General features: G+C 72.9%; 19 protein-coding genes and 5 pseudogenes. 8 read left to right on the top strand and 16 right to left on the bottom strand.

Annotation, left to right across the window (positions count from 1 at the left end; all coding sequences use genetic code 11):
* Positions 1-70: 70 nt before the first annotated feature.
* Together DRB96_RS39240 and DRB96_RS39235 are read right to left on the bottom strand one after the other, a co-directional pair.
* Complete coding sequence (locus DRB96_RS39240; RefSeq protein WP_204357930.1) at positions 71-2347, bottom strand: AAA family ATPase; 2277 nt, start codon at positions 2345-2347, stop codon at positions 71-73.
* 168 nt (positions 2348-2515) lie between these two features.
* The gene (locus DRB96_RS39235) at positions 2516-2908 is read right to left on the bottom strand and encodes a VOC family protein (protein ID WP_112452677.1); all 393 of its coding nucleotides are present in this window, start codon (positions 2906-2908) and stop codon (positions 2516-2518) included.
* A gap of 129 nt (positions 2909-3037) precedes the next feature.
* On the opposite strand from DRB96_RS39235, the gene DRB96_RS39230 reads away from it, so the two are divergent.
* The gene (locus DRB96_RS39230) at positions 3038-3913 is read left to right on the top strand and encodes an NmrA family NAD(P)-binding protein (protein ID WP_112452676.1); all 876 of its coding nucleotides are present in this window, start codon (positions 3038-3040) and stop codon (positions 3911-3913) included.
* Positions 3914-3931: 18 nt separating this feature from the next.
* Here DRB96_RS39230 and DRB96_RS39225 read toward each other — a convergent pair whose 3' ends face one another.
* The 7 genes from DRB96_RS39225 to DRB96_RS39195 form a co-directional block, all read right to left on the bottom strand.
* The gene (locus tag DRB96_RS39225) at positions 3932-4924 is read right to left on the bottom strand and encodes a hypothetical protein (protein ID WP_343234676.1); all 993 of its coding nucleotides are present in this window, start codon (positions 4922-4924) and stop codon (positions 3932-3934) included.
* 181 nt (positions 4925-5105) lie between these two features.
* Positions 5106-6092 carry a peptidase gene (locus DRB96_RS39220; RefSeq protein ID WP_112452675.1) on the bottom strand — a complete coding sequence of 329 codons (987 nt, stop codon included), beginning with the start codon at positions 6090-6092 and terminating at the stop codon, positions 5106-5108.
* Positions 6093-6239: 147 nt separating this feature from the next.
* Positions 6240-7298 carry a putative sulfate exporter family transporter gene (locus tag DRB96_RS39215; protein WP_112452674.1) on the bottom strand — a complete coding sequence of 353 codons (1059 nt, stop codon included), beginning with the start codon at positions 7296-7298 and terminating at the stop codon, positions 6240-6242.
* On the bottom strand, positions 7298-7852 hold the full coding sequence (locus DRB96_RS39210) for a cysteine dioxygenase family protein (RefSeq protein ID WP_112452673.1): 555 nt from the start codon (positions 7850-7852) through the stop codon (positions 7298-7300). The genes DRB96_RS39215 and DRB96_RS39210 overlap by 1 nt, the downstream gene beginning before the upstream one ends.
* A 114-nt stretch (positions 7853-7966) precedes the next feature.
* Positions 7967-8872, bottom strand: coding sequence for a LysR family transcriptional regulator (locus DRB96_RS39205; RefSeq protein ID WP_112452672.1), 906 nt, complete (start codon positions 8870-8872; stop codon positions 7967-7969).
* A 90-nt stretch (positions 8873-8962) separates the two neighbouring features.
* Positions 8963-10381 (bottom strand): trypsin-like peptidase domain-containing protein, encoded by a 1419-nt coding sequence (locus DRB96_RS39200; protein WP_239517823.1) that lies wholly within the window; start codon positions 10379-10381, stop codon positions 8963-8965.
* Positions 10287-11504: an MFS transporter gene (locus tag DRB96_RS39195; protein ID WP_112452671.1), complete on the bottom strand. Its 1218-nt coding sequence runs from the start codon at positions 11502-11504 to the stop codon at positions 10287-10289. Before DRB96_RS39195 ends, DRB96_RS39200 begins: the two co-directional genes overlap by 95 nt.
* A gap of 190 nt (positions 11505-11694) precedes the next feature.
* On the opposite strand from DRB96_RS39195, the gene DRB96_RS39190 reads away from it, so the two are divergent.
* Positions 11695-12156 carry a MarR family transcriptional regulator gene (locus tag DRB96_RS39190; RefSeq protein WP_112452670.1) on the top strand — a complete coding sequence of 154 codons (462 nt, stop codon included), beginning with the start codon at positions 11695-11697 and terminating at the stop codon, positions 12154-12156.
* A 172-nt stretch (positions 12157-12328) separates the two neighbouring features.
* Here the strand turns inward: DRB96_RS39190 and DRB96_RS39185 are convergent, their stop codons facing one another.
* The 5 genes and pseudogenes from DRB96_RS39185 to DRB96_RS46430 all read right to left on the bottom strand — a co-directional run.
* The gene (locus tag DRB96_RS39185) at positions 12329-12901 is read right to left on the bottom strand and encodes a hypothetical protein (protein ID WP_112452669.1); all 573 of its coding nucleotides are present in this window, start codon (positions 12899-12901) and stop codon (positions 12329-12331) included.
* The gene (locus DRB96_RS39180) at positions 12898-13566 is read right to left on the bottom strand and encodes a SigE family RNA polymerase sigma factor (protein ID WP_239516625.1); all 669 of its coding nucleotides are present in this window, start codon (positions 13564-13566) and stop codon (positions 12898-12900) included. The genes DRB96_RS39185 and DRB96_RS39180 overlap by 4 nt, the downstream gene beginning before the upstream one ends.
* Before the next feature lie 8 nt (positions 13567-13574).
* A complete protein-coding gene (locus DRB96_RS39175) occupies positions 13575-13997 on the bottom strand; it encodes an LAETG motif-containing sortase-dependent surface protein (RefSeq protein WP_112452668.1) in 423 nt (140 codons plus the stop codon).
* A 105-nt stretch (positions 13998-14102) separates the two neighbouring features.
* Positions 14103-15218 (bottom strand): annotated as a pseudogene (locus tag DRB96_RS39170) (PLP-dependent aminotransferase family protein); the annotation flags it as partial.
* 37 nt (positions 15219-15255) lie between these two features.
* Positions 15256-15441, bottom strand: a pseudogene (locus DRB96_RS46430) (ATPase, T2SS/T4P/T4SS family); the annotation flags it as partial.
* A 59-nt stretch (positions 15442-15500) separates the two neighbouring features.
* On the opposite strand from DRB96_RS46430, the pseudogene DRB96_RS45510 reads away from it, so the two are divergent.
* From DRB96_RS45510 to DRB96_RS39140, 5 genes and pseudogenes are all read left to right on the top strand, one after another.
* Positions 15501-15650 (top strand): annotated as a pseudogene (locus tag DRB96_RS45510) (ABC transporter permease); the annotation flags it as partial.
* The gene (locus DRB96_RS39160) at positions 15614-16744 is read left to right on the top strand and encodes a zinc-binding dehydrogenase (protein WP_112452667.1); all 1131 of its coding nucleotides are present in this window, start codon (positions 15614-15616) and stop codon (positions 16742-16744) included. The pseudogene DRB96_RS45510 and the gene DRB96_RS39160, both read left to right, overlap by 37 nt.
* 134 nt (positions 16745-16878) lie before the next feature.
* The gene (locus tag DRB96_RS39155; RefSeq protein ID WP_112452666.1) at positions 16879-17409 is read left to right on the top strand and encodes a DUF6879 family protein; all 531 of its coding nucleotides are present in this window, start codon (positions 16879-16881) and stop codon (positions 17407-17409) included.
* Positions 17406-18031, top strand: a pseudogene (locus DRB96_RS39150) (Scr1 family TA system antitoxin-like transcriptional regulator). The gene DRB96_RS39155 and the pseudogene DRB96_RS39150 overlap by 4 nt, the downstream one beginning before the upstream one ends.
* A 515-nt stretch (positions 18032-18546) precedes the next feature.
* Positions 18547-19491, top strand: coding sequence for a methyltransferase domain-containing protein (locus tag DRB96_RS39140; protein ID WP_112452664.1), 945 nt, complete (start codon positions 18547-18549; stop codon positions 19489-19491).
* A 286-nt stretch (positions 19492-19777) separates the two neighbouring features.
* Here the strand turns inward: DRB96_RS39140 and DRB96_RS39130 are convergent, their stop codons facing one another.
* A complete protein-coding gene (locus DRB96_RS39130; RefSeq protein ID WP_112452662.1) occupies positions 19778-20254 on the bottom strand; it encodes a GNAT family N-acetyltransferase in 477 nt (158 codons plus the stop codon).
* Between the two features lie 9 nt (positions 20255-20263).
* Positions 20264-20599: pseudogene (locus tag DRB96_RS39125) on the bottom strand (aminoglycoside phosphotransferase family protein); the annotation flags it as partial.
* Between the two features lie 111 nt (positions 20600-20710).
* Here DRB96_RS39125 and pafA point away from each other — a divergent pair.
* Positions 20711-22072, top strand: coding sequence for a Pup--protein ligase (pafA, locus tag DRB96_RS39120; RefSeq protein WP_053678744.1), 1362 nt, complete (start codon positions 20711-20713; stop codon positions 22070-22072).
* The last annotated feature ends 99 nt before the right edge of the window (positions 22073-22171 follow it).

The following is a 22171-nucleotide window of genomic DNA, read 5'->3' as shown; positions in this document are numbered from 1 at the left end:
CCCTGGCTGTTGCTCGGTTCCGCCGTGGCGAGGGGCGGGGTTGCCCCGGGCCGGGATCTCGACGCGTCGGCTAGGGCTGTTCGGCCAGGCCCTGCGGAAGCCGGCCGGTGTGCAGCACCCCCAGGGTCTGGGTGGCGCGCGTCAGGGCCACGTAGAGGTCGCTGGGCTCGTGGTCCGCCGGTTCCACGACGAGCACGGTGTCGAACTCCAGCCCCTTGGCCTGGCGCGGATCCAGCAGGACGACCGGGCGGGTCAGGTCCGGCTCCTCCCCCGCCCGTACGCCGGGCAGCGCGGCCGCGAGCGCCTCGTGCAGCGGGCGCGGGGCGATCACCGCGAGGCGGCCCTCGGCCGGGGCGCAGTCCCGTACCGCCTCGGCGAGCGCCGCGGCGAGGTCGTCCGTCCGCCGCACCCAGGGCCGCCGCCCCGTGGAGCGGATCGAGCTCGGCGGCTCGAAGCCGGGGTGGCGGGCCCGCAGGACGGCGGCCGCGAGGTCCATGATCTCTACGGGGGTGCGGTAGTTGACGCCGAGGCGGACCAGCTCCCAGCGGTCCTCGACATAGGGGGCGAGGATCCGCTGCCAGGAGCCGCAGCCGGCCTCGTCGCCGGTCTGGGCCGGGTCGCCCACCAGGGTCATGGAGCGGGTCGGGCAGCGCCTCATCAGCAGTCGCCACGCCATGGCGGACAGCTCCTGCGCCTCGTCCACGATGACGTGGCCGAAGGCCCAGGTCCGGTCGGCGGCGGCCCGTTCGGCCGCGCTGCGGTGGTCCTCCTCCTCCTGCCGCTCGGCCATGCGTTCGGCGTCGATGATGTCGTGGGCCGCGAGGAACTCGTTCTCCATGTCCTCGAACTCGTAGCTCTCCGAGCCCGCCGACAGGTCCAGGACGCCCTGCGCGTAGGCGACGCGCTCCAGGCGCTCGCGCTCCTCGGCGGCGCGCCGCGCGGTGTCGTCGACCCCGAGCAGCTCGGCGGCCTCGTCCAGCAGCGGGACGTCCGCCGGTGTCCAGTCCGCGTCGCCCGTCGTCGTGCGCCGGATCAAGTCGGCCTCCCGCTCGGGGAGGTGGGTGGGATCGGCGAGGTAGTCGGCGATCAGCCGCCGGGGCGTGAGCGGGGGCCACAGCGTGTCGATGGCGGCGTGCACCTCGGCGCTGGTCGCGATCTCCTTGCCCAGCTGCGCGATGTCGTCGGGGCCGAGCAGGTTGGGGCCGCCGTACGGGTCGGCGCCGAGCCGGTCGGCGAGTTGCTCCGTGAGCGCGTCGATGATCCGGAAGGCGAAGTACGGGCGCGCCAGGTTGTGCGGCAGCCCGGTGGCGCGGGCCCGGTCCCGGGCCTCGTGGGCCATGGTCCGGTCGAGCAGCAGCGTCCCGTAGTCGTCGTGGTCGATCTCCAGGGCCGGTTCGGGCACGACGTCGGCGTCCTCTCCGCTGCCGGCGGGCACGGTCTCGGGCAGCGTCTGGCGGTCGCCCACGACGCGCGCGAGGACCCCGGCCATCTCCACGCGCCCCTTGACCGCCGCGGCACCGGGGCGGTCGCGGCCGGTCGCGCGGACGCCCGGGAACAGCTCGCCCGGGGTGGCGAGCAGCACTCCGGTCTCGCCGAGGGCCGGGAGGACCTCGCCGATGTAGCCGAGGAAGGCCGGGTTCGGCCCGACGATCAGCACGCCGCGCTTGGCGAGCAGCTCGCGGTGCGCGTAGAGGAGGTAGGCGGCCCGGTGCAGGGCGACGGCGGTCTTGCCGGTGCCCGGTCCGCCCTCGACGACGAGGATCCCGCGGTGGGTGGAGCGGATGACCCGGTCCTGTTCGGCCTGGATGGTCTGCACGATGTCGTGCATCCGGCCGGTGCGGGCGGCATCGAGGGCGGGGAGCAGCACCGCGTCCGCGTCGGCGCCCTCGTGGCCCGTGCGCTCGGTGTCGGCGAGGTCGAGGATCTCGTCGTGCAGGGCCGTTACCCGGCGGCCCTGGGTGGTGAGGTGGCGGCGTCGGCGCAGGCCCATGGGGGAATACCCGGTCGCGAGGTAGAACGGGCGCGCCACATCGGCCCGCCAGTCGATGACGAGGGGCGTGCGGTCCCGGTCGTCCTGCCTGATTCCGATACGGCCGATGTGGTGGTCCGCGCCGTCGGAGAAATCGAGCCTGCCGAAACACAGGCCGTTCTCGCCCGAGTCCAGAGCGGAAAGCAGACCGGACTGCTCGGCGACCACGACATCCCGTTCCAGCCGCGCCTGGAACCCGCTCGCGGCGGTGCCGAGGGCGCCCTGTACGGCGCGTTCGGCCTCGTCACGCAGATCGTCGAGGCGCGCATAGAGAGCGGTGATGAATTGCTGCTCATTCCGGAATTCTTCGGTTGACAATTCCACTCCTGACGCGATACAGTGTCCCCATAAGCTTCTTCACATCATCGCTCGGCGAAGATGTGAAACCTCAAATATACACAGACGAACACCCCGGCCTCAATCAGTCCGGGGTGTTTTTCGTATGTCAGCTTTCAGGTTTCACTTTCGGGACTCCGGGCTCCGCGCTCATTCGGTCCGCATGTGCGCGATCTGGATCAGATTCCCGCAGGTGTCGTCGAAGACTGCCGTGGTGACCGGACCCGCCGCCTGCGGGTCCTGCGTGAAGCGGACGCCGAGCCCGGTCAGCCGGGCGAACTCGGCGTGGACGTCGTCGACGGCGAAGGAGGTCCACGGGATGCCGTCGGCGAAGAGGGCCTCCTTGAAGGGTCGGACCGCGCGGTGGTCGCCGGGCTCCAGGACCAGCTCGGTGCCGTCCGGCTGCTCCGGGGAGACGACCGTGAGCCAGGACACCTCCCCCATCGGAATGTCCGTCTTCTTCTCGAAGCCGAGCACCTCGGTGTAGAAGCGCAGGGCCTTGGCCTGGTCGTCGACCAGGACGCTCGTCAGGTTGATCCTCATGCCGCCACATTGTCCCCGGCACGAACCACGATCACGACTGCTGGAGTACTTGTCGGCGCCCCTTCGCGACTCGGTGTCACCCTTCGGATACTTTGGGCTGCTCAGTTCGATCCCGGAGAGTGGGCGTAGATGGCGACGGTGCTGGTGACGGGCGCGGCAGGGAAGATCGGCTCGAGGGTCGTCACGGAGCTGGGCGGGCGCGGCATCCCGGTCCGCGCCTTCGTCCGTGACCCGGATCGTGCGGCTGCCGTGCTCGGCGGCGGGACCGAGCTGGCGCAGGGCGACTTCGCCGAACCGGAGTCTGTCCGGCGGGCTCTCGACGGTATCGATCGCATGTTCCTCCTCTGCGCGAACGACCCCCGGCAGGTCGAATACGGGACGAACGCGATCGACGCGGCGGCGGCCGCGGGTGTCCGGCAGGTGGTCATGCTGTCCACGATCGGGGCGGAGGCCGGTTCCCCGACGGTCTTCTTGGACCAGCACGGCCGCATCGAGCAGCACCTGCGCGGCTCGGGCATCCCGGCGGTGGTGCTGCGCTCGAGCCACATGATGTCGAACGTCCTCGGTTCCGCCGCGACCATCCGGCAGGCCGGCCGCTTCTTCCTCCCCGCCGGTGACGCGCGCATCGCGATGGTCGATCCGCACGACGTCGCCACCGCCGCTGCCGCGGCGCTGGTCACGGCCGAGCACGACGGCAGCACGCACGTCCTCACCGGCCCGGAGGCGATCACCTACACCGAGGTCGCGCGACGTCTGTCGAGTGCCCTGGGCCGCCCGATCGAGTACGTGGACGTACCGGGCGAGGCGGCGGCCGCCGCGATGACCCAGGCCGGTCTGCCGCAGTGGCTGGCGGAGCAGGTGGTGGCCGTCTTCGGGGCGCTGCGCGGCGGGTTGAACACCTCCACCACCAGCGCGGTGCGGCACCTGACGGGCCGTGAGCCCCACACCTTCGAGGAGTTCGCCCGCCGGGCGGCCCCTTCGCTGGCCGGCGAACAGCCGGTCTAGTGCTGTGACCGGAAGGGTTCACCGTGTCACGGTGCCCGCGAGGGTCGCCGGTCTGACGGCGTCGGGGCCGTAGCGGGCCCGGGCCCGGTCGGCGGCGGCCTCGACCGCGAGCGCCTGGTCGTCGGCCGCGTCGAAGGTGAGCTGCCGCCTGGCCTCGGAGGCGGGGCACAGGGCCTCGGCCCGGAGGTCGAAGGAGCGTACGCGTGCGCGTTGGAGGCCGAGGAGCCCGTACAGCTCGTAGGCGGTGCCGGTCAGGGGGCGGGTGTGGTTGGTGGGTTCGGTCAGGGTCCGGGTCCGGGTGGAGGTGCTGCGGTCGGCGTAGCGGACGGTGAGGGTGAGGCCGGTGGCCGCCCGGGCCTCGTCACGCAGGCTCGCGCCGAGCCGGTGGGCGAGGCCGAGGAGGGCGCGGTGGTGCTGGTCCGCGTCGAGGCAGTCGGCCTCGAAGGGGTGGCCGGCGCTGAGGGACTTGGGCACGGGGTGGGCGTCGACCGGGCGGAGGTCCTGGCCGTGGGCGCGGGCGTGCAGGGCGCGGCCGGTGGCCGAGCCGAAGATCCTGGTCAGGGCGGGCAGCGGCGCGTCGGCGAGGTCGCCGATGGTGTGCAGTCCGTACGCGGCCAGCGAGGCGGCGGTGGCGGGGCCGACTCCGTGGAGGGCGGCGACCGGGCGGGGCCGCAGCCAGTCGGTGACCTCCTCCTCGGTGAGGACGGCGGCGGCGCCGAAGGGCGTGGAGGCGGCCGTCATCGCCGCGAGCATGCGGTTGGGCGCAACGGCGCAGGTCGTCCGCACGCCGTGCAGGCCGATGGTCCGCATCCGCAGCAGGGCGGCCAGGTCCTCGGCGCCGCACTGCCAGTAGCGCAGGGCGCCGGTGATGTCGAGGTCGGCGGCGTCGGGCGGGATCGGCTGGACCCGGGGGGTGATGTTCCCGGCGAGGTCGAGGAGTTGCCCGTAGAGCCCGGCATCGGCGGCCGGGAAGTGGAACCGGGCGTGCAGGATCTGCTTCGTGGTGATCACCCCGCCGATCCGGGGCTGGTGTAGCCGAGGGACTTGAGGTCGGCGGCGCGGGTGCCGGCGGGCTGGAGGTCCGCGTACGGATGGAGGCGCGCCCCGCTGGTGCCGTTGGCGAGGGTGCGCGCGGCGCCGGCGGCGGGGGTGCGCGCGGTGGGGGTGGGTGGCGCTGGGGATTTCGAGGGCGTCAGGCGGTCTGGGCCTTGTCGTAGGCGGCCTTCGCCTCGTTGCCGAAGTACGGGCCGTACATGCGGTTGGGCAGGAAGGTGTAGCCGAAGCTGTTCACCGAGGCCTGCGTGCCCAGGCCCGTGGCCTCGTTGAAGTCCTGGAACCAGGGGCCGCCGCTCGAGCCGCCGGTCATGTTGCAGGACATGCTGTGGTCCTTGGTCAGCAGGAAGTCCTTGCCCGTGTTGGCGCTGCAGTAGACGAGCTTGGTGCCGTCGTACGGGGCCGCCGCCGGGAAGCCGAACGAGTACATCTTCTTGTTGTAGCCCCCGTTGAACACGATGCCCTGGGCGCCGACGACCTGGCTGAGCTTCTGGCCGTTCAGCGGGGCGACGACCGCGAGGCCGACGTCCATGTTCATGTCCTCGCTCGCCGCCCACTGGTCGGTCGCGAAAGTCTTGGTGGCCGGCCACTGGCCGTAGGGCGCGTTGCCGTTGTTGTACGCCGGAACGAAGATCCAGTTGGTGTGCCAGGCGCCCTGATACTTCACGCAGTGGCCGGCGGTGATCACCGTGCTGCCGTTGGCGCTGGTGATCGAGTCGCCGGAGCAGGAGGCCGTGCGGTCACCGAGGGTGAAGAAGACCCGGCCCGAGGTCTTCACGACCGCCCCGCCGCCCGTCCAGGGGCCGCCCGCCTGCGGGAAGGCCGTGGGGGAGGCCGGGGGTGAGGCCGTGGCGAAGGCTCCTGAGGCGGCGCTCGGCGGCGTCGGGGCGATCGTCGTGGCGCCGGCCGCGGCGGTCGGCGCCACGCGGCCGGTGCCCGGGGCCGCCGTGAGGTCCAGCGGGGTGGCGGCGCGCATGCGCGCCGCGGTCCAGAACCCCTGGGTCTGCTGCTGCCGGAACGAGGACGGGTGCTCGGCGGCGGCCGAGGCGGAGGCCGGCGTCAGGGCTCCCGCGATCAGGGCGCCCGCCGCGAGTAAGACCGATACGGCTGTCCGATGACGATTCACGCAATGACTCCTTCTGCCGTGCCCGGATGAAGAGTTGTCGGTGCGGATCGGGGGCAGAGTGGCACGCCGGGGTCGAGATGTCAGGCAGCAGTCGGAACGTTCGGTCGGTTCCGGCCAGGAATTGGCCAACTCCGTTCCGTTCCGGGCTCACGCGGTGAGGAGGACCCCCGCGTACGAGACCCCGGCCACCATGATCCAGGCCCCGAGGCCCAGCAGGGCGGCCCGGCCGCCGGTACGGGACAGGGTGGGCAGGTGGACCGCGCTGCCCAGGCCGAACAGGGCGGCCGCCAGCAGCAGCTCCTGCGCGGTGTGCGCCCACTCCAGTGCCGCGTCGGGCAGCACCCCGGTGGCGCGCAGCACGGCCGCCGCCAGGAAGCCGGCCACGAACAGCGGTACGGGGGCCGGCCGGCGGCCCGAGGCGGTGCGCACCCCGCGCCTGCGGGCCCGTACGGAGAAGGCCACCGCGGCCACGAGCGGGGCCAGCATGGCCACCCGCATCAGCTTGACCAGCACCGCTTCGCCGAGCGCTCCCGGGCCGGCCGTCTGGGCGGTCGCGACCACCTGGCCGACGTCGTGGACGCTCGCTCCCACCCAGCGGCCGAACTCCGGGTCCGAGAGTCCCAACGGGGCTTGCAGGAGGGGGAGCACGGCGATGGCAAGGGTGCCGCACAGGGTGACCAGGGCGACGGAGGAGGCCACGTCCTCCTCGTCGCTGCCGGACACCTCGCTGACCGCGCCGATGGCCGAGGCCCCACAGATCGAGTACCCGGTGGCGATCAGCAGGGGCTGGTCGCCGGGGAGTCCCAGTCGGCGGCCGAGCCAGAGGGTGCCGAGGAAGGTGGCGGCGACCACGCCGGCCACCATCGCCACCGTGGCCCAGCCCAGCCGGAGCACCTGGTCCAGGCCCAGCGCCAGGCCCAGCAGGACGATGCCGATCCGCATCAGCCGGCGCCCCGCCAAGGAGAGGCCCGGGCGCGCGGAGCCCCGTACGAAGCTCCGGAGCCGCGGGAGGTGCGCCGCGGCGATCCCGAGCACGACCGAGGCGGTCAGCATCGGCACCCCGGGCACGAGCCGGTGCAGCGACCAGGCGACCAGCACTCCGGCTCCCGCGAGCCCCAACCCGGGCCACGGTGTGGATGTTTCACGTGAAACAACGCGCCGGGTCAGCGATCCCGCCCCGCTCACCGGGCGGTTCAGCAGGGCCATCAGTCGGCCGGGAGCGTGTAGACACGGCGGACGCTGCTGCCCAGGCGGGCGACGTCGGCGCCGTACACGTGGAGGGATATCGCCTTCGTGGCGCAGGAGTTGCGGACCCTGTGGATGTCGCCGGGCGGGGCGAAGCCGCAGACGTCGCCGATTCCGTTGACCACCTGCTCGGTCGCCACCAGCCGGGCGCCCCCGGTCGCCGTGGCGGGGGCGAGGCGGTAGCGGAGCTCGCTTTCCTCGCCCTCGTGCACCCCGGCCACGCACCACGAGACGTGGTCGTGGATGGCGGTCTCCTGACCCGGCAGCCACACCAGGGCCACCACCGAGAAGCTGCCGTCCGGCTCCGCGTGCAGGATGTGCTGCCGGTAGCGGTCGGGGTGGCCCTCGCGCTGCGCGGGGGTGAGCAGACCGGTCGTCCCCAGGTGCGGGGCGAGCCGTTCGCCGACCAGGTAGGCGGTCAGGTCCGGGGCGAGCCCGCGGTTCACGACCGTGCGGATCTCACTGACGAGGGCGGCCGTCCTCGCGGTCGTACGGGCCGGCGTGGTGGTGGTCATACCCGGAGCGTCGGTGAGCCTGCCCATCACGTCCAACGACAGTTCTGAGCCGAACTCCGAAGATCTGCTTATGGGTTGACGCGTCCGCGGGGACGGGAAGGCGCGGTGGCCCGCTCAGCAGCCCACGCGGTTCGAGGCCACCCGGCGCAGGGCGTCGAGCACCGCCGCCGTCGCCGGGATCCGCGCGTGGTCGCGGTACACGTAGGCGGCGATGTGGCGGCGTGCGGCCGGCTCCAGCACCCGCCCGCACGCCCTGCTCAAGGAGAGCGAGGGCAGCACCAGGGCGGGCATCATGGCCACGCCGAGGCCCTGCGCGACCAGGCTCTGCACCACCAGGTTGTCATCGGTGGCGAAGCGGATGTCGGGGACGAAGCCCAGCTCCGCGCACTCGTGCAGGAGGTTCGCCCGGCAGCGCGGGCAGCCCGCGATCCACCGCTCCCCGGCGAGGTCCGCGAGGTGCACGGCCCGCCGGCGGGCCAGCGGGTGGCCGGTCGGCAGCAGCACCGTCAGTTGGTCCTCCAGCAGCTTGACCTCGGAGACCTCGTCGGGGACCTGCTCGTGCAGCCCGGGATAGGTGAAGGCCAGGGTGATGTCGCACTCGCCGCGCTCGAGCCTGCGCAGGGAGTCCGGCGGCTCCTGCTCCAGCAGTTCGACCTGGATGCCCGGGTGCTCCTTGGCCAGGCTGCTGAGGGCCTCCGGGACCAGGGTGACGTTGGCGCTGGGGAAGCCGCACAGCCGGACGCGGCCGGTGCGCAGCCGGGCGTACGCCTGGAGCTGGGCCTCGGCGGCGGAGAGGCCGGCGAGTATGGACTCGGCGTGCCGGGCCATGGACTCCCCGGCCTCGGTGAGCTGCATGCGGCGCCCGACGCGGGTGAACAGCGGGGTGCCCGCGGCGCGTTCGAGCGCCTTCATCTGCTGGGTGATCGCGGGCTGGGTGTACCCCAGCACTCGGGCGGCGGCCGAGTAGGACCCGGAGGTGACCACCTCGTGGAACGTCCGTATGTGCCGCGTATCGAACACGCTGGAAGCATAAGCGGATGTTGGGAGGGGCCGCAGGCGGAATCCCGCCTGCGGCCCCTCCCATCAAGCCAGTTGCGTGTCGCGTACGGACTACTTGTCGCCCACCCGCGAGCCGAGGGTGATGTCGACCGTGGTCGGCTTGCCGCCGCGCAGGTAGGTCAGCTTCACCGTGTCGCCCGGCTTGTACGTCCAGATCTCGCTGATCAGGGTCGGGCCGCTGTCGATCGGCTTGCCGCCGAGCTCGGTGATGATGTCGCCGGGCTTCAGGCCCGCCTTGCCGGCCGGGCCGTTCGGGTCGACCAGCTCGTTGGCGGCCGCGCCCGTCTCGGAGATCTTGGCGCCGTCGGTCTTGGCCGCGAGGTCCACGGAGACCGAGATGATCGGGTAGACCGGCTTGCCGGTCTTGATCAGCGATTCGGCGACGTTCTTCGCCTGGTTGACCGGGATGGCGAAACCGAGGCCGATGGAGCCGGCCTGGCCGCCGCCGAAGCCGCCGTTGCCCGCCGACTGGATCGCGGAGTTGATGCCGATGACCGCGCCGCGGCTGTCGAGGAGCGGGCCGCCGGAGTTGCCCGGGTTGATGGAGGCGTCCGTCTGCAGGGCGCTCATGTACGAGTTCTTGCCGCCGGAGCCGTCACCGGAGGCGACGGGGCGGTTCTTGGCGCTGACGATGCCGGTGGTGACCGTGTTCGACAGGCCGAACGGGGCGCCGATCGCGATGGTCGAGTCGCCGACCGCGACCTTGTCGGAGTCGCCGAGCGGCAGCGGCTTGAGCCCGGACGGCGGGTTCTTCAGCTTGATGACGGCGACGTCGTACCCCTGGGCCCGGCCGACGACCTCGGCGTCGTACTTCTTGCCGTCGGAGAACGTGGCGCTGAGCTTGCCGCCGTTGGCCGCGGAGGCGACGACGTGGTTGTTGGTGAGGATGTGGCCCTGCTGGTCGTAGACGAAGCCGGTGCCGGTGCCGCCCTCGCCGTCCCCGGCCGAGGCCTCGATGGTGACGACGCTTGGCAGCGCGCCGGCGGCCAGCCCCGCGACGGAGCCCGAGTCCCGCTTGAGGTCCTTGGGGGTGTTGCCGGCGCTGACCGTGGTCGAGCCGGAGCCGTCGGAGCTGCGCTCCGCGGCCCAGTAGCCGACGCCGCCGCCGACGCCGCCCGCGAGGAGGGCCGCCGCGAGCACGCCGGCGATCAGGCCGCCCTTGCCCTTCGGCTTGGGCTGCGGGCTGCCTTCGGCGGTCAGGGGCACGCCCCAGGCGCCGCCGCCCTCGCCGCCGCCGGTCCCGTACGCGGGGGCCGCGGGCGGCGGGGGAGGCCAGCCCTCGGCGCCGGTCGCCTGCGGCACGGGGGCAGGGGGCTGAGGCTGGGCGTTGGCCGGGGGGCAGGGAAGAGGGGGGTGGACGGGGCGGCGCGGTGGATCAGTGGTGGGCGGGGACGCCCGCGGCAGCCGGGGCGCCGGCCGCGACGACCCGGCCGGCGCCGGTGCGTCCCGCCGTACGCCGGTCCAGCGCACCGGAGACGACGGCGAGGACCAGGGCGGAGGCGGCGAGCGCCGCGCCGACCCAGTTCGGGGCGGTCCAGCCGAGCCCGGCGGAGATGACGAGCCCGCCGAGCCACGCGGCGAGGGCGTTGCCGAGGTTGAAGGCGCCGATGTTGACGGCCGAGGCCAGGGTGGGGGCGCCGGCGGCCTGGTCCAGGACCCGCTTCTGCAGCGGCGGCACGGTCGCGAAGCCGAGGGCTCCGATGAGGACGACGGTGACGGCGGCCCCGGCCTTGGTGTGGGCGGTGAGGGTGAAGGCCGCCAGGACCAGCGCCAGCGAGCCCAGGGACACGTACAGCATCGGCATCAGCGCGCGGTCGGCGAACCGGCCGCCGACGAGGTTGCCCACGACCATGCCGAGGCCGAGCAGGACCAGCAGCCAGGAGACGGAGGTGTCGGCGAAGCCGGCGACGTTCGTCATCATCGGGGTGATGTAGGTGATGGCGGCGAAGACCCCGCCGAAGCCGAGGACGGTCATCCCCATGGCCAAGAGCACCTGGACGTTGCGGAAGGCGGCCAGCTCGTGGCGGATCCGCACGCCCTCGGGGCGGGGCAGGTCGGGGACGAGCCGTGCGATGCCGAGCAGGCCGAGGATGCCGAGCGAGGCGACGATGAGGAAGGTGACGCGCCAGCCGAGGTGCTGGCCGACCAGGGTGCCGAGCGGGACGCCGACGACGTTGGCCACGGTGAGGCCGGTGAACATCATGGCGATGGCTCCGGCCTTCTTCTCGGGGGCGACGAGCTCGGCGGCGACCACCGCGCCGATCCCGAAGAAGGCTCCGTGGGCGAGGGAGGCCACGACGCGCCCGGCGAGCATGACGCCGAAGGACGGGGCGAGGGCGGAGAGCACGTTGCCCACGATGAACAGGCCCATGAGCAGCATCAGCATGCGCTTGCGGGGGACGCGGGTGCCGAGGACGGTCATCAGCGGCGCGCCGAACAGCACGCCGAGGGCGTACCCGGTGACGAGGAAGCCCGCGGTGGGGATCGAGACGCCGTAGGTGCCGGCGACTTCGGGGAGCAGGCCCATGATCACGAATTCGGTGGTGCCGATCCCGAAGGCTCCGATGGCCAGGGCCAGTAGTGCGAGAGGCATGGGGGTGTCCTTCGGGGGAGGTTGCGTGTGCCGCGCGACCCGGCGTGGGTGCCGGACGCCGGATGGCGATATTTCTCTTGCCATGGCGGCTTGCCTGCGTCCACATTAATTGCAGACGCGGGTTATTTGCAAGCGCGGGCTATTGCGCGAGTGGCCTATCCTGGGGGGACACGCCTTGAAGGAGCAGCCCATGACGGCCACGGACAGCGCACTCACCGCCCTCTCCCAGGGCTGGTGCGCCCTCTCCCTCCTGCACGGCCGGATCGAGACGCACATCGAGCGGGCGCTCCAGAGCGCGCACGGGCTGAGCGTGCGCGAGTACTCGCTGCTCGACGTCCTCAGCCGCCAGCACGCGGGCGTGGGCGGCCATCTGCGGATGCACCAGGTCGCGGACTCGGTGGTGCTCAGCCAGAGCGCGACGACCCGGCTGGTCAGCCGGCTGGAGGACCGCGGGCTGCTGAACCGCTACCTCTGCCCGACCGACCGGCGGGGCATCTACACCGACGTCAGCCCGGCCGGCCTGGCCCTGCTGGCCGAGGCCAGGCCCACCAACGACACGGCCCTGCGCGAGGCACTGGACGAGGCCGCGCTGAAGCCCGAACTCGCGCCCCTGGTGGCCGCCGTGAAGAACACGCCGACGGCCGCCGCGTAGCCGCTGGACTAGGGGGTGTCTGGTGGATCTCCGCGGGGAAGGAGCGGCGTCCGGTGCGTGCTCTCGGCGTGCCGGCCGGAAGCACTCGTACTGGGCGTACTTGGGCTTTCGGCCGGTGCGGCGAGAGTGCGTGCCGGGCGTCGCGACGCCGCGGAGATCCACCAGACACCCCCTAGCGCGAACCCGGGGAGCGGGTCGGCGCGGGCGAGGGGACGGCGGCCGACGAGGAGGGCGAGGTCGCCGCGGACGAGCGACCCGACGGGGTCGAACTCGGCTGCGGCGGCTTCGGAGACGACCCGCCCGGCCGGAGCGGCCCGGGCGGCGTGGGCCCGCTGACCGAGGGCGACGGGCTGAGCGGCGCCGGTGTCGGGGACGGAGCCGGGGAATCGTCCCCACCGGTCGGCGAGGCCGACGGCGGCGCGGCCGGCGGCACCGGTACGGGGTTCGGCCCCATCCGGGCCGGATCCGGAGCCAGCACGGCGTACCCCACCACCGCGGCCGCCGCCGCGGCCAGCCCGGCCAGCGGCAGCGCGAAGCCCCGCGAGCGCAGCCGGGCCCACGGCAGCCTGCGTACGCCCGGCCCCGGCGGCCGCGCCGGGCTCAGTTCGCGCACGGTGATCCCGGCCGCGCGGGCGTCCAGGGCGCGGCGCAGCCGGTGCTCGACGGGCCGCTCGGACGTTCCCCCGGCCGCGCTCCCGGCCGGGAACGCCGCGGGGGACTCCTCCGGGCCTTCCCCTGGCCTCATATCCGACCCTCCAGAATCCGTTCCAGCGCGTCCAGACCCCGGCTCGCGTTCGACTTGACCGCGCCCCGGCTGATCCCCAGCGTCTCGGCTATCTCCGCCTCGCTCAGGTCCGCCCAGTAGCGCAGCACCAGTACCTCGCGCCGCCGTGCCGTCAGCCGGCCCAGCGCGGCGAGCACCTCGCGGTGCGCCTCGTCCAGGACCACCGAGGCCTCGGCGGACGGTACGTCGGCCGGCGTCGGCGGGGTCCACGCGCGGGCGGTCCTGCGCCGGCGCAGCACGGAGCGCGCGGTGTTGACCACGGCGGTGCGCAGGTAGCCCAGCGCGTTGTCCACCTCCGCGATCCGCTCGCCGTGGCGGCGGTAGAGCGCCGTGAAGGCGTCCTGCACCACGTCCTCGGCGGTGCCCAGGTCGTCCACGAGCAGCACGGCCAGCCGCACCATGCGCAGCCGGTGGGCGTGGTAGAGCTCGGTCACGGTGGGTTGCGGACCGTGGTCCCCGCCGGTCCGGTCGTGGGTGTACGTGTACGCGTGCCGGTACGGCTGCGCCCGCGCGGGCGGAGCCTCGGCGGAGAGGCGCTCGCGGCGCAGCAGGAACGACCACAAGCCCCGCCGCGGCCGGTCGAAGCCGGGCGCGGCGGGGCCGATGGACGGTGCGGGGTGGAGCACGTGGGTCCTCAGCCGTTGGCGCGGCGCCGCACGGCGTACAGGGTCGCGGCCCCGGCGGTGACCAGCAGGCCGGCCCCGCCGGCCAGTGCGGCGGTGGTGGCGGAGGAGCCAGTATGCGCGAGCTCGGCTTCGCCGGGCACGGCCGGGGTCGCGCTCGGGGCGGCGCTGGGGGAGGTGCTCGGGGTCGCGCCGGGCTTCGCGCCCGGGGGCACGCTCACCGAGGGCTGCGGCTTCGGGGCGGCCGAGGGGGCCGCGCTGGGCGCGGTGCTCGGCGCGGTCACCGCCGGGGCGGGCGCGGGCGGGGTCGGCGACGCGGACGCCCCCTGCGCGGCGGAGGCCGGCCCGGCCAGCGCGACGGCCACCCCGGCGGCTGCGACGGCGACGGCCGCCGCCTTGCGGACGGTCAGCGGGGCACGCTTCAGGTTCTTCACGGTGGTTCTCCACGGTCGGCTGGAAGGCGCGGGTTCACGCCCTTCACCCCCGCACGACGCGCGAACCGCCGGGAGGTTGCCGCCGTTCCCGAAAAACTTTCCGGGTCAGGAAGCCCGCAGGCGGCGCAGTGCCGTGCCGAAGGCCGCCACGCCCTCCTCCAGTTCTCCCGGCGGGCTCGCCGCGTAGCCGAGGACCAGGCCCGGCGGGCCCTGGCCGAGGCGGTGCCAGGACAGGGGCTGGGCCTTGACCCCGAGGTCCAGGGCCGCCGCCGCGAGGGCGGTGTCGTCGAAGTCCGCGCCGTCGAAGGTGACCATCAAGTGCAGTCCGGCGGCGGCTCCGTGCACCCGGGCGCCCGGCAGCTCGGCGGCGATCGCCCGCAGCATGATGTCCCGGCGGGCCCGGTGGCGGCGCCGCACGAACCGCAGGTGGCGCTCCAGTTCGCCCGATTCCATCAGCCGGGCCAGCACGAGCTGGGCGAGGACCGGGTTGCCGAGGTCGGCGTACCGCTTGGCCTCGATCACGGCGTCCAGCATGCGCGGCGGGACCAGCAGCCACCCCAACCGCAGGGCGGGGGCGAGCAGTTTGGACACGCTGCCCGCGTAGCAGACGGCATCGGGCAGCAGGGCCCGGAGCGCGGGGACGGGGGCGCGGTCGTAGCGGTGTTCGGCGTCGTAGTCGTCCTCGATGACCACGCCGCCGGCCGCCGCCCAGCCGAGGAGCTCGCGGCGGCGCTCCCCGTCGAGGACCACCCCGGTCGGGAACTGGTGCGCCGGGGTCAGCAGCGCCACCTGGGCCCGGCCCGCCGCCAGGACCGCGGTGTCGATCCCGCCCGCGTCCACCGGTACGGGCAGGATCTCCATGCCGCCGTGCTCCAGTTGCTGCCGGGCCCCGAGCGAGCCGGGGTCCTCCACCGCGATGCGCCGGACGCCCTCGGCGCGCAGCACCTGGGCCAGCAGTCCGAGCGCCTGGGCCACGCCCGCGACGACGACCACCTCGCCGGGGTCCGCGCGGATGCCCCGGCCCCGGGCGAGCCAGCCCACGATCGCCTCGCGCAGCGCGAGCGTGCCCTGGGGGTTCCCGTAGCCGAAGTCGGCGGGGGTGAGCCGGGCGAGGACCCGGCGCTCGGCCTGGAGCCAGGCCGAGCGCGGGAACGCGGCCAGGTCGGGCACTCCGGGAGAGAGGTCGATGCGACACGGTGCGGCGCGCAGGGCGTCGACGAGTCCGGCCCCGCCCCGGGGCGGGGGCCGAGGCGCCCGGGCGCCGGGAGGCCCGGTCCCGCACGAGGTGGACGAAGGGGGACCGCGCGGCCGCCAGCAGGCTGTGCAGGGCGGCCCGGTCGAGCCCGGCGGCCGTCCCCAGGGCCTCCAGCCGGGCCGGTACGTGGGCGGCGGCATTCGCGTGGACCGTGCCGCAGCCTCCCTCGTGGCCCGTGTTGAGGGCGGCGCCCTCGACCCGCGCGAGGGCTCGCGCCTGCGGGTCGGCACCCGGAAGGAGCGCAGCGCGTGACCCTCTTCGCGCTCAAACGGCTCGGCGGGGCACTGCCCGTCCTGCTCGCCCTGTCCATCGCCCTCTACGCCCTCTTCTACCTCGCCCCCTGCGACCTCGCCCGCGTCGCGTGCGGGGAGCGGTTCAGCCCGCCACAGACCGCCCACGCGCGCGCGCCGCTCCGGCTGAACGACTCGCTGGCCGCCCCGTCCCTTCCCTTCCTCCAGGTGCCCCTCGTCGCCCCCGCCTCCCCCGCCGGCGCCGGGCTCGCCCCGCACCCCCACCTCCCCCCCCCCCGCTCCCCGTCCCCGCACCCGACCAGCTCCGCATCGCCGTCACCGCCGCCGGCGTCCACCTCCTCGACACCAGCCTCCGCCGCGGCGTCCAGGGCCCGCCCGCACCCCTCCCCGAGCTCCCGACCATCCCCGGCCGCGAAGTCGCCGGCACCGTCGACGCCCTCGGCCCCGGCACCGACCCCGCCTGGCTCGGCCGCACCGTCGTCGTCCACCTCGGATTCACTCCCGGCGGCTACGCCGAGTACGCCGTCGCCGACGCCACCCGCGTCCACCCCGTCCCACCGGGTCTCGACACCGCCGAAGCCGTGGCCATGATCGGGACCGGCCGCACCACGCTCGGCATCCTCCAGTTCGCCGACCTCGGCCCGGGCTCGGTCGCCCTCGTCCCCGCCGCCGCGGGCGGCATCGGCACCCTGCTCGTCCAGTACGCGAAGAACGCCGGAGCCACGGTCATCGCCCTCGCCGGCGGACCCGACAAGACCGCCCTCGCCGCCGCGGCCGGCGCCGACCTCGCCCTCGACTACACCCGCCCCGACTGGGCCGACGCCGTACGCGCCCACCACCCCGACGGCGCCACCGTCCTCTTCGACTCCGTCGGCGGCACCATCGCCCGCACCGCCCTCGACCTCCTGGCCGACGGCGGCCAACACCTCGTCTTCGGCTGGTCCGGCGGCCCGATCCCGCTCACCGACGCCGACCGCACCGCACTCGAAGCCCGCTCCGTCACCACGCTCAACGTCCGCGGCCCCGCCATGCTCCAACGCGCCGGCGGCGACGACCCCCTCCGCCTCCTGGAAACCCGCGCCCTCGCCGAGGCCGCCTCCGGCCGACTGCGCCCCGCCCTACGCCGCTACCCCCTGTCCGAAGCCGCCACGGCCCACCGCGACCTGGAAAACCGCGCCACCACGGGCAAAGTCATCCTGGAGCCCCAGATCATGCCGCCAAACCCCCGTCCGGCCCCCTGATCCCCTGGCACGCGCACGGGAGCCAGCCGGGCCCTTCCGCGTCGCGTCCCGAGATTCATCGCGCATCACGCAGGACAGGGAGTCCGTACCCGCCCCACCCCGGTCGGGACTCGTGGGACACGGAAAGGACGCCCGTGCTGATCGGCTTCGAGGAGTTCGCCGGGATGTTCCGGACCTTCGCGCACACGGCTTGGCGTCTGGAGACCCGGCGCCGCTACCAGTCGGACGAGGAGACCGAGACGTACCAGCGGTTCGTTCGGGGCGAGGACACCGGCTGGGACCTGGACGACCCCTGGTGCGTGTCCCGGCGTGAACAGTCCGCCCTGGGCAAGCGCTTCGAGCGGGTGCGGATCGCCGACAACCCACCCACGCCCGGTCAGAGCTACCTGCTCGACAACGCCCGCCGCAACAGCGCGGTCGGCGAGGACATCCGCAACCTGTGGCGCTCCAAAGCCGAAGCCCTGCAACTTCCCAACGAAGACTTCTGGCTCTTCGACTCCCGGGTGATCGCCCGGCTCCACTTCGATGACGACGACGTGATGACCGGCGTCGAGCTGGTCACGGACCCCGTCGAGGTGGCCCGCGCGTGCCAGGTCCGGGACGCCGCGTGGCACCACGCCGTGCCGTACGAGACCTTCGCGGAACAGGTGCCGTCCGCCGAGTGAGCACCGACTTCCAACAAGCACGAGTTGCCTCGGTGCGCGGCTGCGCGAGCTGCGCACCGATCGGCGTCTCACCGGCCGCCAGTTGGCGGTCCTGCTCGGCTGGACCCAGTCCAAGATCAGCAAACTGGAGACCGGGCGCCAGACCGCGACGACGGACGACCTGCTGGCGTGGGCGGACGCCACCGGACATCCACAGGCGGCTGAGGAGCTGATCACCCGGCTCCGGAGCCTGGAGTCCCGGTCCCGCGCGTGGCGCAGACAGTTGGCCGCGGGCCACAAGCCGGTCCAGGACACGCTGACAGCGGAGTACGAACGCACGAGGACGTTCCACGTCTGGCAGGGCTCCACGGTCGTGGGCATGCTCCAGACCGCCGAGTACGCCCGCCGCGTCTTCACCCGTTACGCCGACCTCCACCAGTCCGTCCGGGACACGGAGGAGGCCGTACGGGCCCGTGTGAAGCGTCAGGAGATGCTGCACTGGCACGCGGAACTCTGGCTGGACGACGCGGACAGCGTGGGCGTGTACCGGAAGGTCTGGCAGGCACTCTCCGATTCCGCGGTCTACGGGGCAGACGCCCACCGCGTGATCGCCCGCGCCCGGCGGGCTCTCGACACCGCCTGAGAATCCGCCGGAAGGTCACGGACCAGCCCGAGAATCCCGGCGAATCAGCCCCGACAGGACCCGGCACCCGGCCCTAGCGTCCCTCTCATGGACAGCTCGCACGAACTGGAGACAGTGACCCCGAGCACGGTCGTGGAGTCGCTGCGCGAATCGCTGACAGCCGCTGGAATCGTTCGCCCCTCCCTGGGCATCGACCCGGCGCCGCCCGGCCCGGGGCTGGTGAGGCTGGGCAGTGTCCGCCCCGACGTCGCCGTGAAGCTGGCGCACGTTGTGAAGCGGCGAATGGACCGCCCAGCTCTCGCACCACCTGGCTCCGGGGAAGTCCCCTTCTGGAGTTCCTGGCAGAGGCCGGAGAACGGCAGATGCAGGCCCGGCCGGAGCGCACTCCCGGGGCCCTCACTCCAGGGTCCGACTGACCCCACCCCACAGACTCCGCCCCGGTGACCGATCCACCGATCAGCCGGGGCGGCTCACAGCACCGCTCACTCTCATCCCTCACGAGAAGGAGCACGTTCATGGGCGGACAGCACGGCGGAGGCAGCGGCTCGGGCCAGGGCGGAAGCCAGCAGGACGACGGCCAGTCGGGCGCCGGTCACGGCGGCGGCGGTTCGGAGGGCCAGGACTCCGGCCACAGCGACACGAAGGGCCCCGCCCGGGGAAACATCCCGACGTGCAGCAACTCTCAGCCCGCCATGGTGTTCTCCATGCTGGCGGCCTTGGACGTGCAACCTGGTGCCAAGGTCCTGGAAGTAGGCACGGGCACCGGCTGGAACGCGGCTCTGCTGTCCGAACGGGTCGGCTCGGAAACGGTCACCACCATCGAGTTCGACCCGGAGAACGCGGCCACGGCCCGAGCCCGATTGCATGCCGCCGGCTACAACCCGGTCGCCGTCGTCGGAGACGGCTCCCAGGGCTGGCCCGCAGGCGCCCCGTACGACCGAGTACTCATCACGGCCTCCCTCCAGGAGATCCCGGCGGACATCGTCCGGCAGACCCGGCCCGGCGGGATCATCGTCTCCCCGTACGCCACGGAGTACGGCGGGGAGGCCGTGGTCCGCCTGACCGTCGAGGGGGACGGAAGCGCATCCGGCCCGTTCGTCAGCTCCTCCGCCTTCATGCGCCTCCGGCAACAACGTGCCTACCGGACGCACGTGAAGACGTACCTGGGCGGGAAGCCGTGGCCGGCCGATGGCCGCCGGACGACCACGTCCCTGTCCCCGGAGGACGTGGCCGACTGGCTCCCCATGTTCGCCGTCGGACTCCAGACCCAGGGGATGTTCCCCTACCCGGAAAAACTCGACGGCGGCCGCTACACGCTCTGGCTCCGGGACACCCGGGTCACTTCCTGGGCGTCGATCGACTTCGTACCCGGCGCGGAGGAGTTCGAGGTCTACCAGTCCGGGCCCCGGGAACTCTGGGGCGAAGCCGGACGGCCTGGGCCCCGCGGCCGCGTGCCGTGACGCCCCGCGTGACTTCGAGACTCCAGCAAGACGGAGGCCAGGAGTCACGCGCGCAAGCGTTCCGCCTCCGCGCGGGCGGCCACCGCCTCGGTACGTGCCATGGCCCTGTCCGCAGGTTGCTCCAGGTGCTCCGCCAGGTTGTCCAGAGCCTCGGCAATGTCGTCCCGCCACGCCGCGTAGGCGGCATCGGTGCAGGGCGCTCCGGGACGCCGGCCACGGACACTCCGCAGGTGGCGGAGGGCTGCCTTGAGCGCGGTAGTGATCGGTGGCAAGGGCTCCGGTGCGCTCACTCAGCCCCGCCCAGCTTGCGGAGCGCGTCGTCCGTCAGGCGGTTCACGGTCCACTCGTCCATCGGCACCGCGCCGACCGATCGGTAGAAGTCGATGGCAGACAAATTCCAGTCGAGGACCGACCACTCCAACCGTTCGTACCCGCGCTCCACGCAGATCCGCGCCAGCTCCGCCAGCAGCGCCTTCCCGTGGCCACCGCCCCGTACCCCCGGGCGCACGTACAAGTCCTCCAGGTAGATGCCGTGCACCCCGCGCCACGTCGAGAAGCTGAGGAACCACAGCGAGAAGCCGACAGGCTCCCCCTCCGGCGTCTGCGCGATGTGCGCGAAAGCCGCCGGCCGCTCCCCGAACAGCGCCTCCCGCAACTGCTCCTCGGTCGCCCGCGCCTCCTCGGGCACCCTCTCGTACTCCGCGAGCTCGCGGATCATGGCCTGGATGACGGGAACGTCCCCGACGACAGCGCTACGGATCATGCCGGCAGCCTACGACCGACCCCCGAGCAGCAGCTCCGCCACCGCCAACTGGACCTCCGCCGGCTGCTCCTCGTCCTCCAGGTCCCACAGGCAGTTCTGCAACACCCGCCCCAGCGTCCACGCCCGAGCCCGCTCCCGGTCCGCGCCCACCGCCTCCGAAAGCAGGTCGAAGCGCCACCGCACCTCCGCCTCACGGAAGTTGTTGACGATCGCCGGCAGCAGCTCGAACCCCGGGTCACCGGCCAGCGGCTTCGGATCGATCGCCAGCCACGGCTCGCGACCGCCCGCGAGCACGTTGTCGTAGTGCAGGTCCCAGTGCAGCAACCGCTCCCCGGCCGGCCCGGCCGGCCCGGCGCAGATCGAGGCGCTGATCAACGGCCTCCGTCTTCGGAAAATGATCGAAACGACGCCCGCGAACTCGGTTTCAGAACAGAGCAGAAGGCGTAATGTTCAGTCATGGACCGCCGCATTTTCGGGCTGGAGAACGAGTACGGCGTCACGTGCACGTTCAGGGGACAGCGCCGACTGTCTCCTGACGAAGTGGCGCGCTACCTCTTCCGCCGTGTTGTGTCATGGGGCCGCAGTAGCAATGTCTTCCTGCGGAACGGCGCCCGCCTCTACCTCGACGTCGGTTCGCATCCGGAGTACGCAACTCCCGAATGCGACAACCTGATCGAACTGGTCACCCACGACAAGGCCGGCGAGCGCATTCTCGAAGGCCTGCTCGTCGATGCCGAACGCCGTCTGCACGAGGAGGGAATCGCGGGAGACGTCTATCTGTTCAAGAACAACACCGACTCGGCGGGCAACTCGTACGGCTGCCACGAGAACTATCTGGTGGCGCGGCACGGGGAATTCTCGCGGCTCGCGGACATTCTCATCCCGTTCCTCGTCACGCGGCAGCTGATCTGCGGTGCGGGCAAGGTGCTGCAGACGCCGAGGGGCGCGGTCTACTGCGTCAGCCAGCGGGCGGAGCACATCTGGGAGGGCGTCAGCTCGGCCACGACGCGTTCGCGGCCGATCATCAACACGCGCGACGAGCCGCACGCGGACGCGGAGCGCTACCGGCGCCTGCACGTCATCGTGGGCGACTCGAACATGTCCGAGACGACCATGCTGCTGAAGGTCGGGGCGACCGATCTGGTGCTGCGCATGATCGAGGCGGGCACGGTGATGCGGGACCTGACGCTGGAGAACCCGATCCGGGCGATCCGCGAGGTCAGCCACGACATCACGGGTCAGCGCAAGGTGCGTCTGGCGAGCGGCCGGGAGGCCTCGGCGCTGGAGATCCAGCGGGAGTACTACGACAAGGCGGTGGACTTCGCCGAGCGGCGGGGGATCCGCACGGGTGTCGTGGACCAGGTGCTGGAGCTGTGGGGCCGCACGCTCGACGCGATCGACGCGGAGGACCTGGACCGGATCGGGACCGAGATCGACTGGGTCATGAAGTACCAGCTGATCGAGCGGTACCGGGCCAAGCACAACATGACGATGTCGAATCCGCGGGTGGCTCAGATAGACCTCGCCTACCACGACATCCACCGCAGGCGCGGGCTGTACTACCTGCTGGAGCGCAAGGGGCAGGCGGCGCGGATCTGCAACGACCTCAAGATCTTCGAGGGGAAGTCGGTTCCTCCGCAGACGACGAGGGCGCGGCTGCGGGGCGACTTCATCCGCCGGGCGCAGGAGCAGCGGCGGGACTTCACGGTCGACTGGGTGCATCTGAAGCTCAATGACCAGGCGCAGCGCACCGTGCTGTGCAAGGACCCGTTCCGTTCGGTGGACGACCGGGTGGAGAAGCTGATCGCGGGGATGTAGGGCGCCGTGGGGCGTGGTGTGACATAGCGCTGATCTTGGACAGGGCCTCGTACGGATCTCGTACGGGGCCCTGTGCACGGCTTAGAGTGGCGACGACCG

This window comes from Streptomyces sp. ICC1, from assembly GCF_003287935.1.
GTDB lineage: Bacteria > Actinomycetota > Actinomycetes > Streptomycetales > Streptomycetaceae > Streptomyces > Streptomyces tritrimontium.
The sequence above is the reverse complement of the archived record's forward strand: the minus strand, read 5'-3'. Positions and strand labels throughout refer to the sequence as shown.

What these genes read in the sequence shown, in the direction of transcription:
- DRB96_RS39235 (WP_112452677.1), bottom strand. Translation starts at nt 2,908, where the DNA reads ATGAGGATCAACCTGACGAGCGTCCTGGTCGACGACCAGGCCAAGGCC.
- DRB96_RS39230 (WP_112452676.1), top strand. Translation starts at nt 3,038, where the DNA reads ATGGCGACGGTGCTGGTGACGGGCGCGGCAGGGAAGATCGGCTCGAGG.
- DRB96_RS39215 (WP_112452674.1), bottom strand. Translation starts at nt 7,298, where the DNA reads ATGGCCCTGCTGAACCGCCCGGTGAGCGGGGCGGGATCGCTGACCCGG.
- DRB96_RS39210 (WP_112452673.1), bottom strand. Translation starts at nt 7,852, where the DNA reads ATGACCACCACCACGCCGGCCCGTACGACCGCGAGGACGGCCGCCCTC.
- DRB96_RS39195 (WP_112452671.1), bottom strand. Translation starts at nt 11,504, where the DNA reads ATGCCTCTCGCACTACTGGCCCTGGCCATCGGAGCCTTCGGGATCGGC.
- DRB96_RS39190 (WP_112452670.1), top strand. Translation starts at nt 11,695, where the DNA reads ATGACGGCCACGGACAGCGCACTCACCGCCCTCTCCCAGGGCTGGTGC.
- DRB96_RS39185 (WP_112452669.1), bottom strand. Translation starts at nt 12,901, where the DNA reads ATGAGGCCAGGGGAAGGCCCGGAGGAGTCCCCCGCGGCGTTCCCGGCC.
- DRB96_RS39140 (WP_112452664.1), top strand. Translation starts at nt 18,547, where the DNA reads ATGGGCGGACAGCACGGCGGAGGCAGCGGCTCGGGCCAGGGCGGAAGC.
- DRB96_RS39130 (WP_112452662.1), bottom strand. Translation starts at nt 20,254, where the DNA reads ATGATCCGTAGCGCTGTCGTCGGGGACGTTCCCGTCATCCAGGCCATG.
- pafA (WP_053678744.1), top strand. Translation starts at nt 20,711, where the DNA reads ATGGACCGCCGCATTTTCGGGCTGGAGAACGAGTACGGCGTCACGTGC.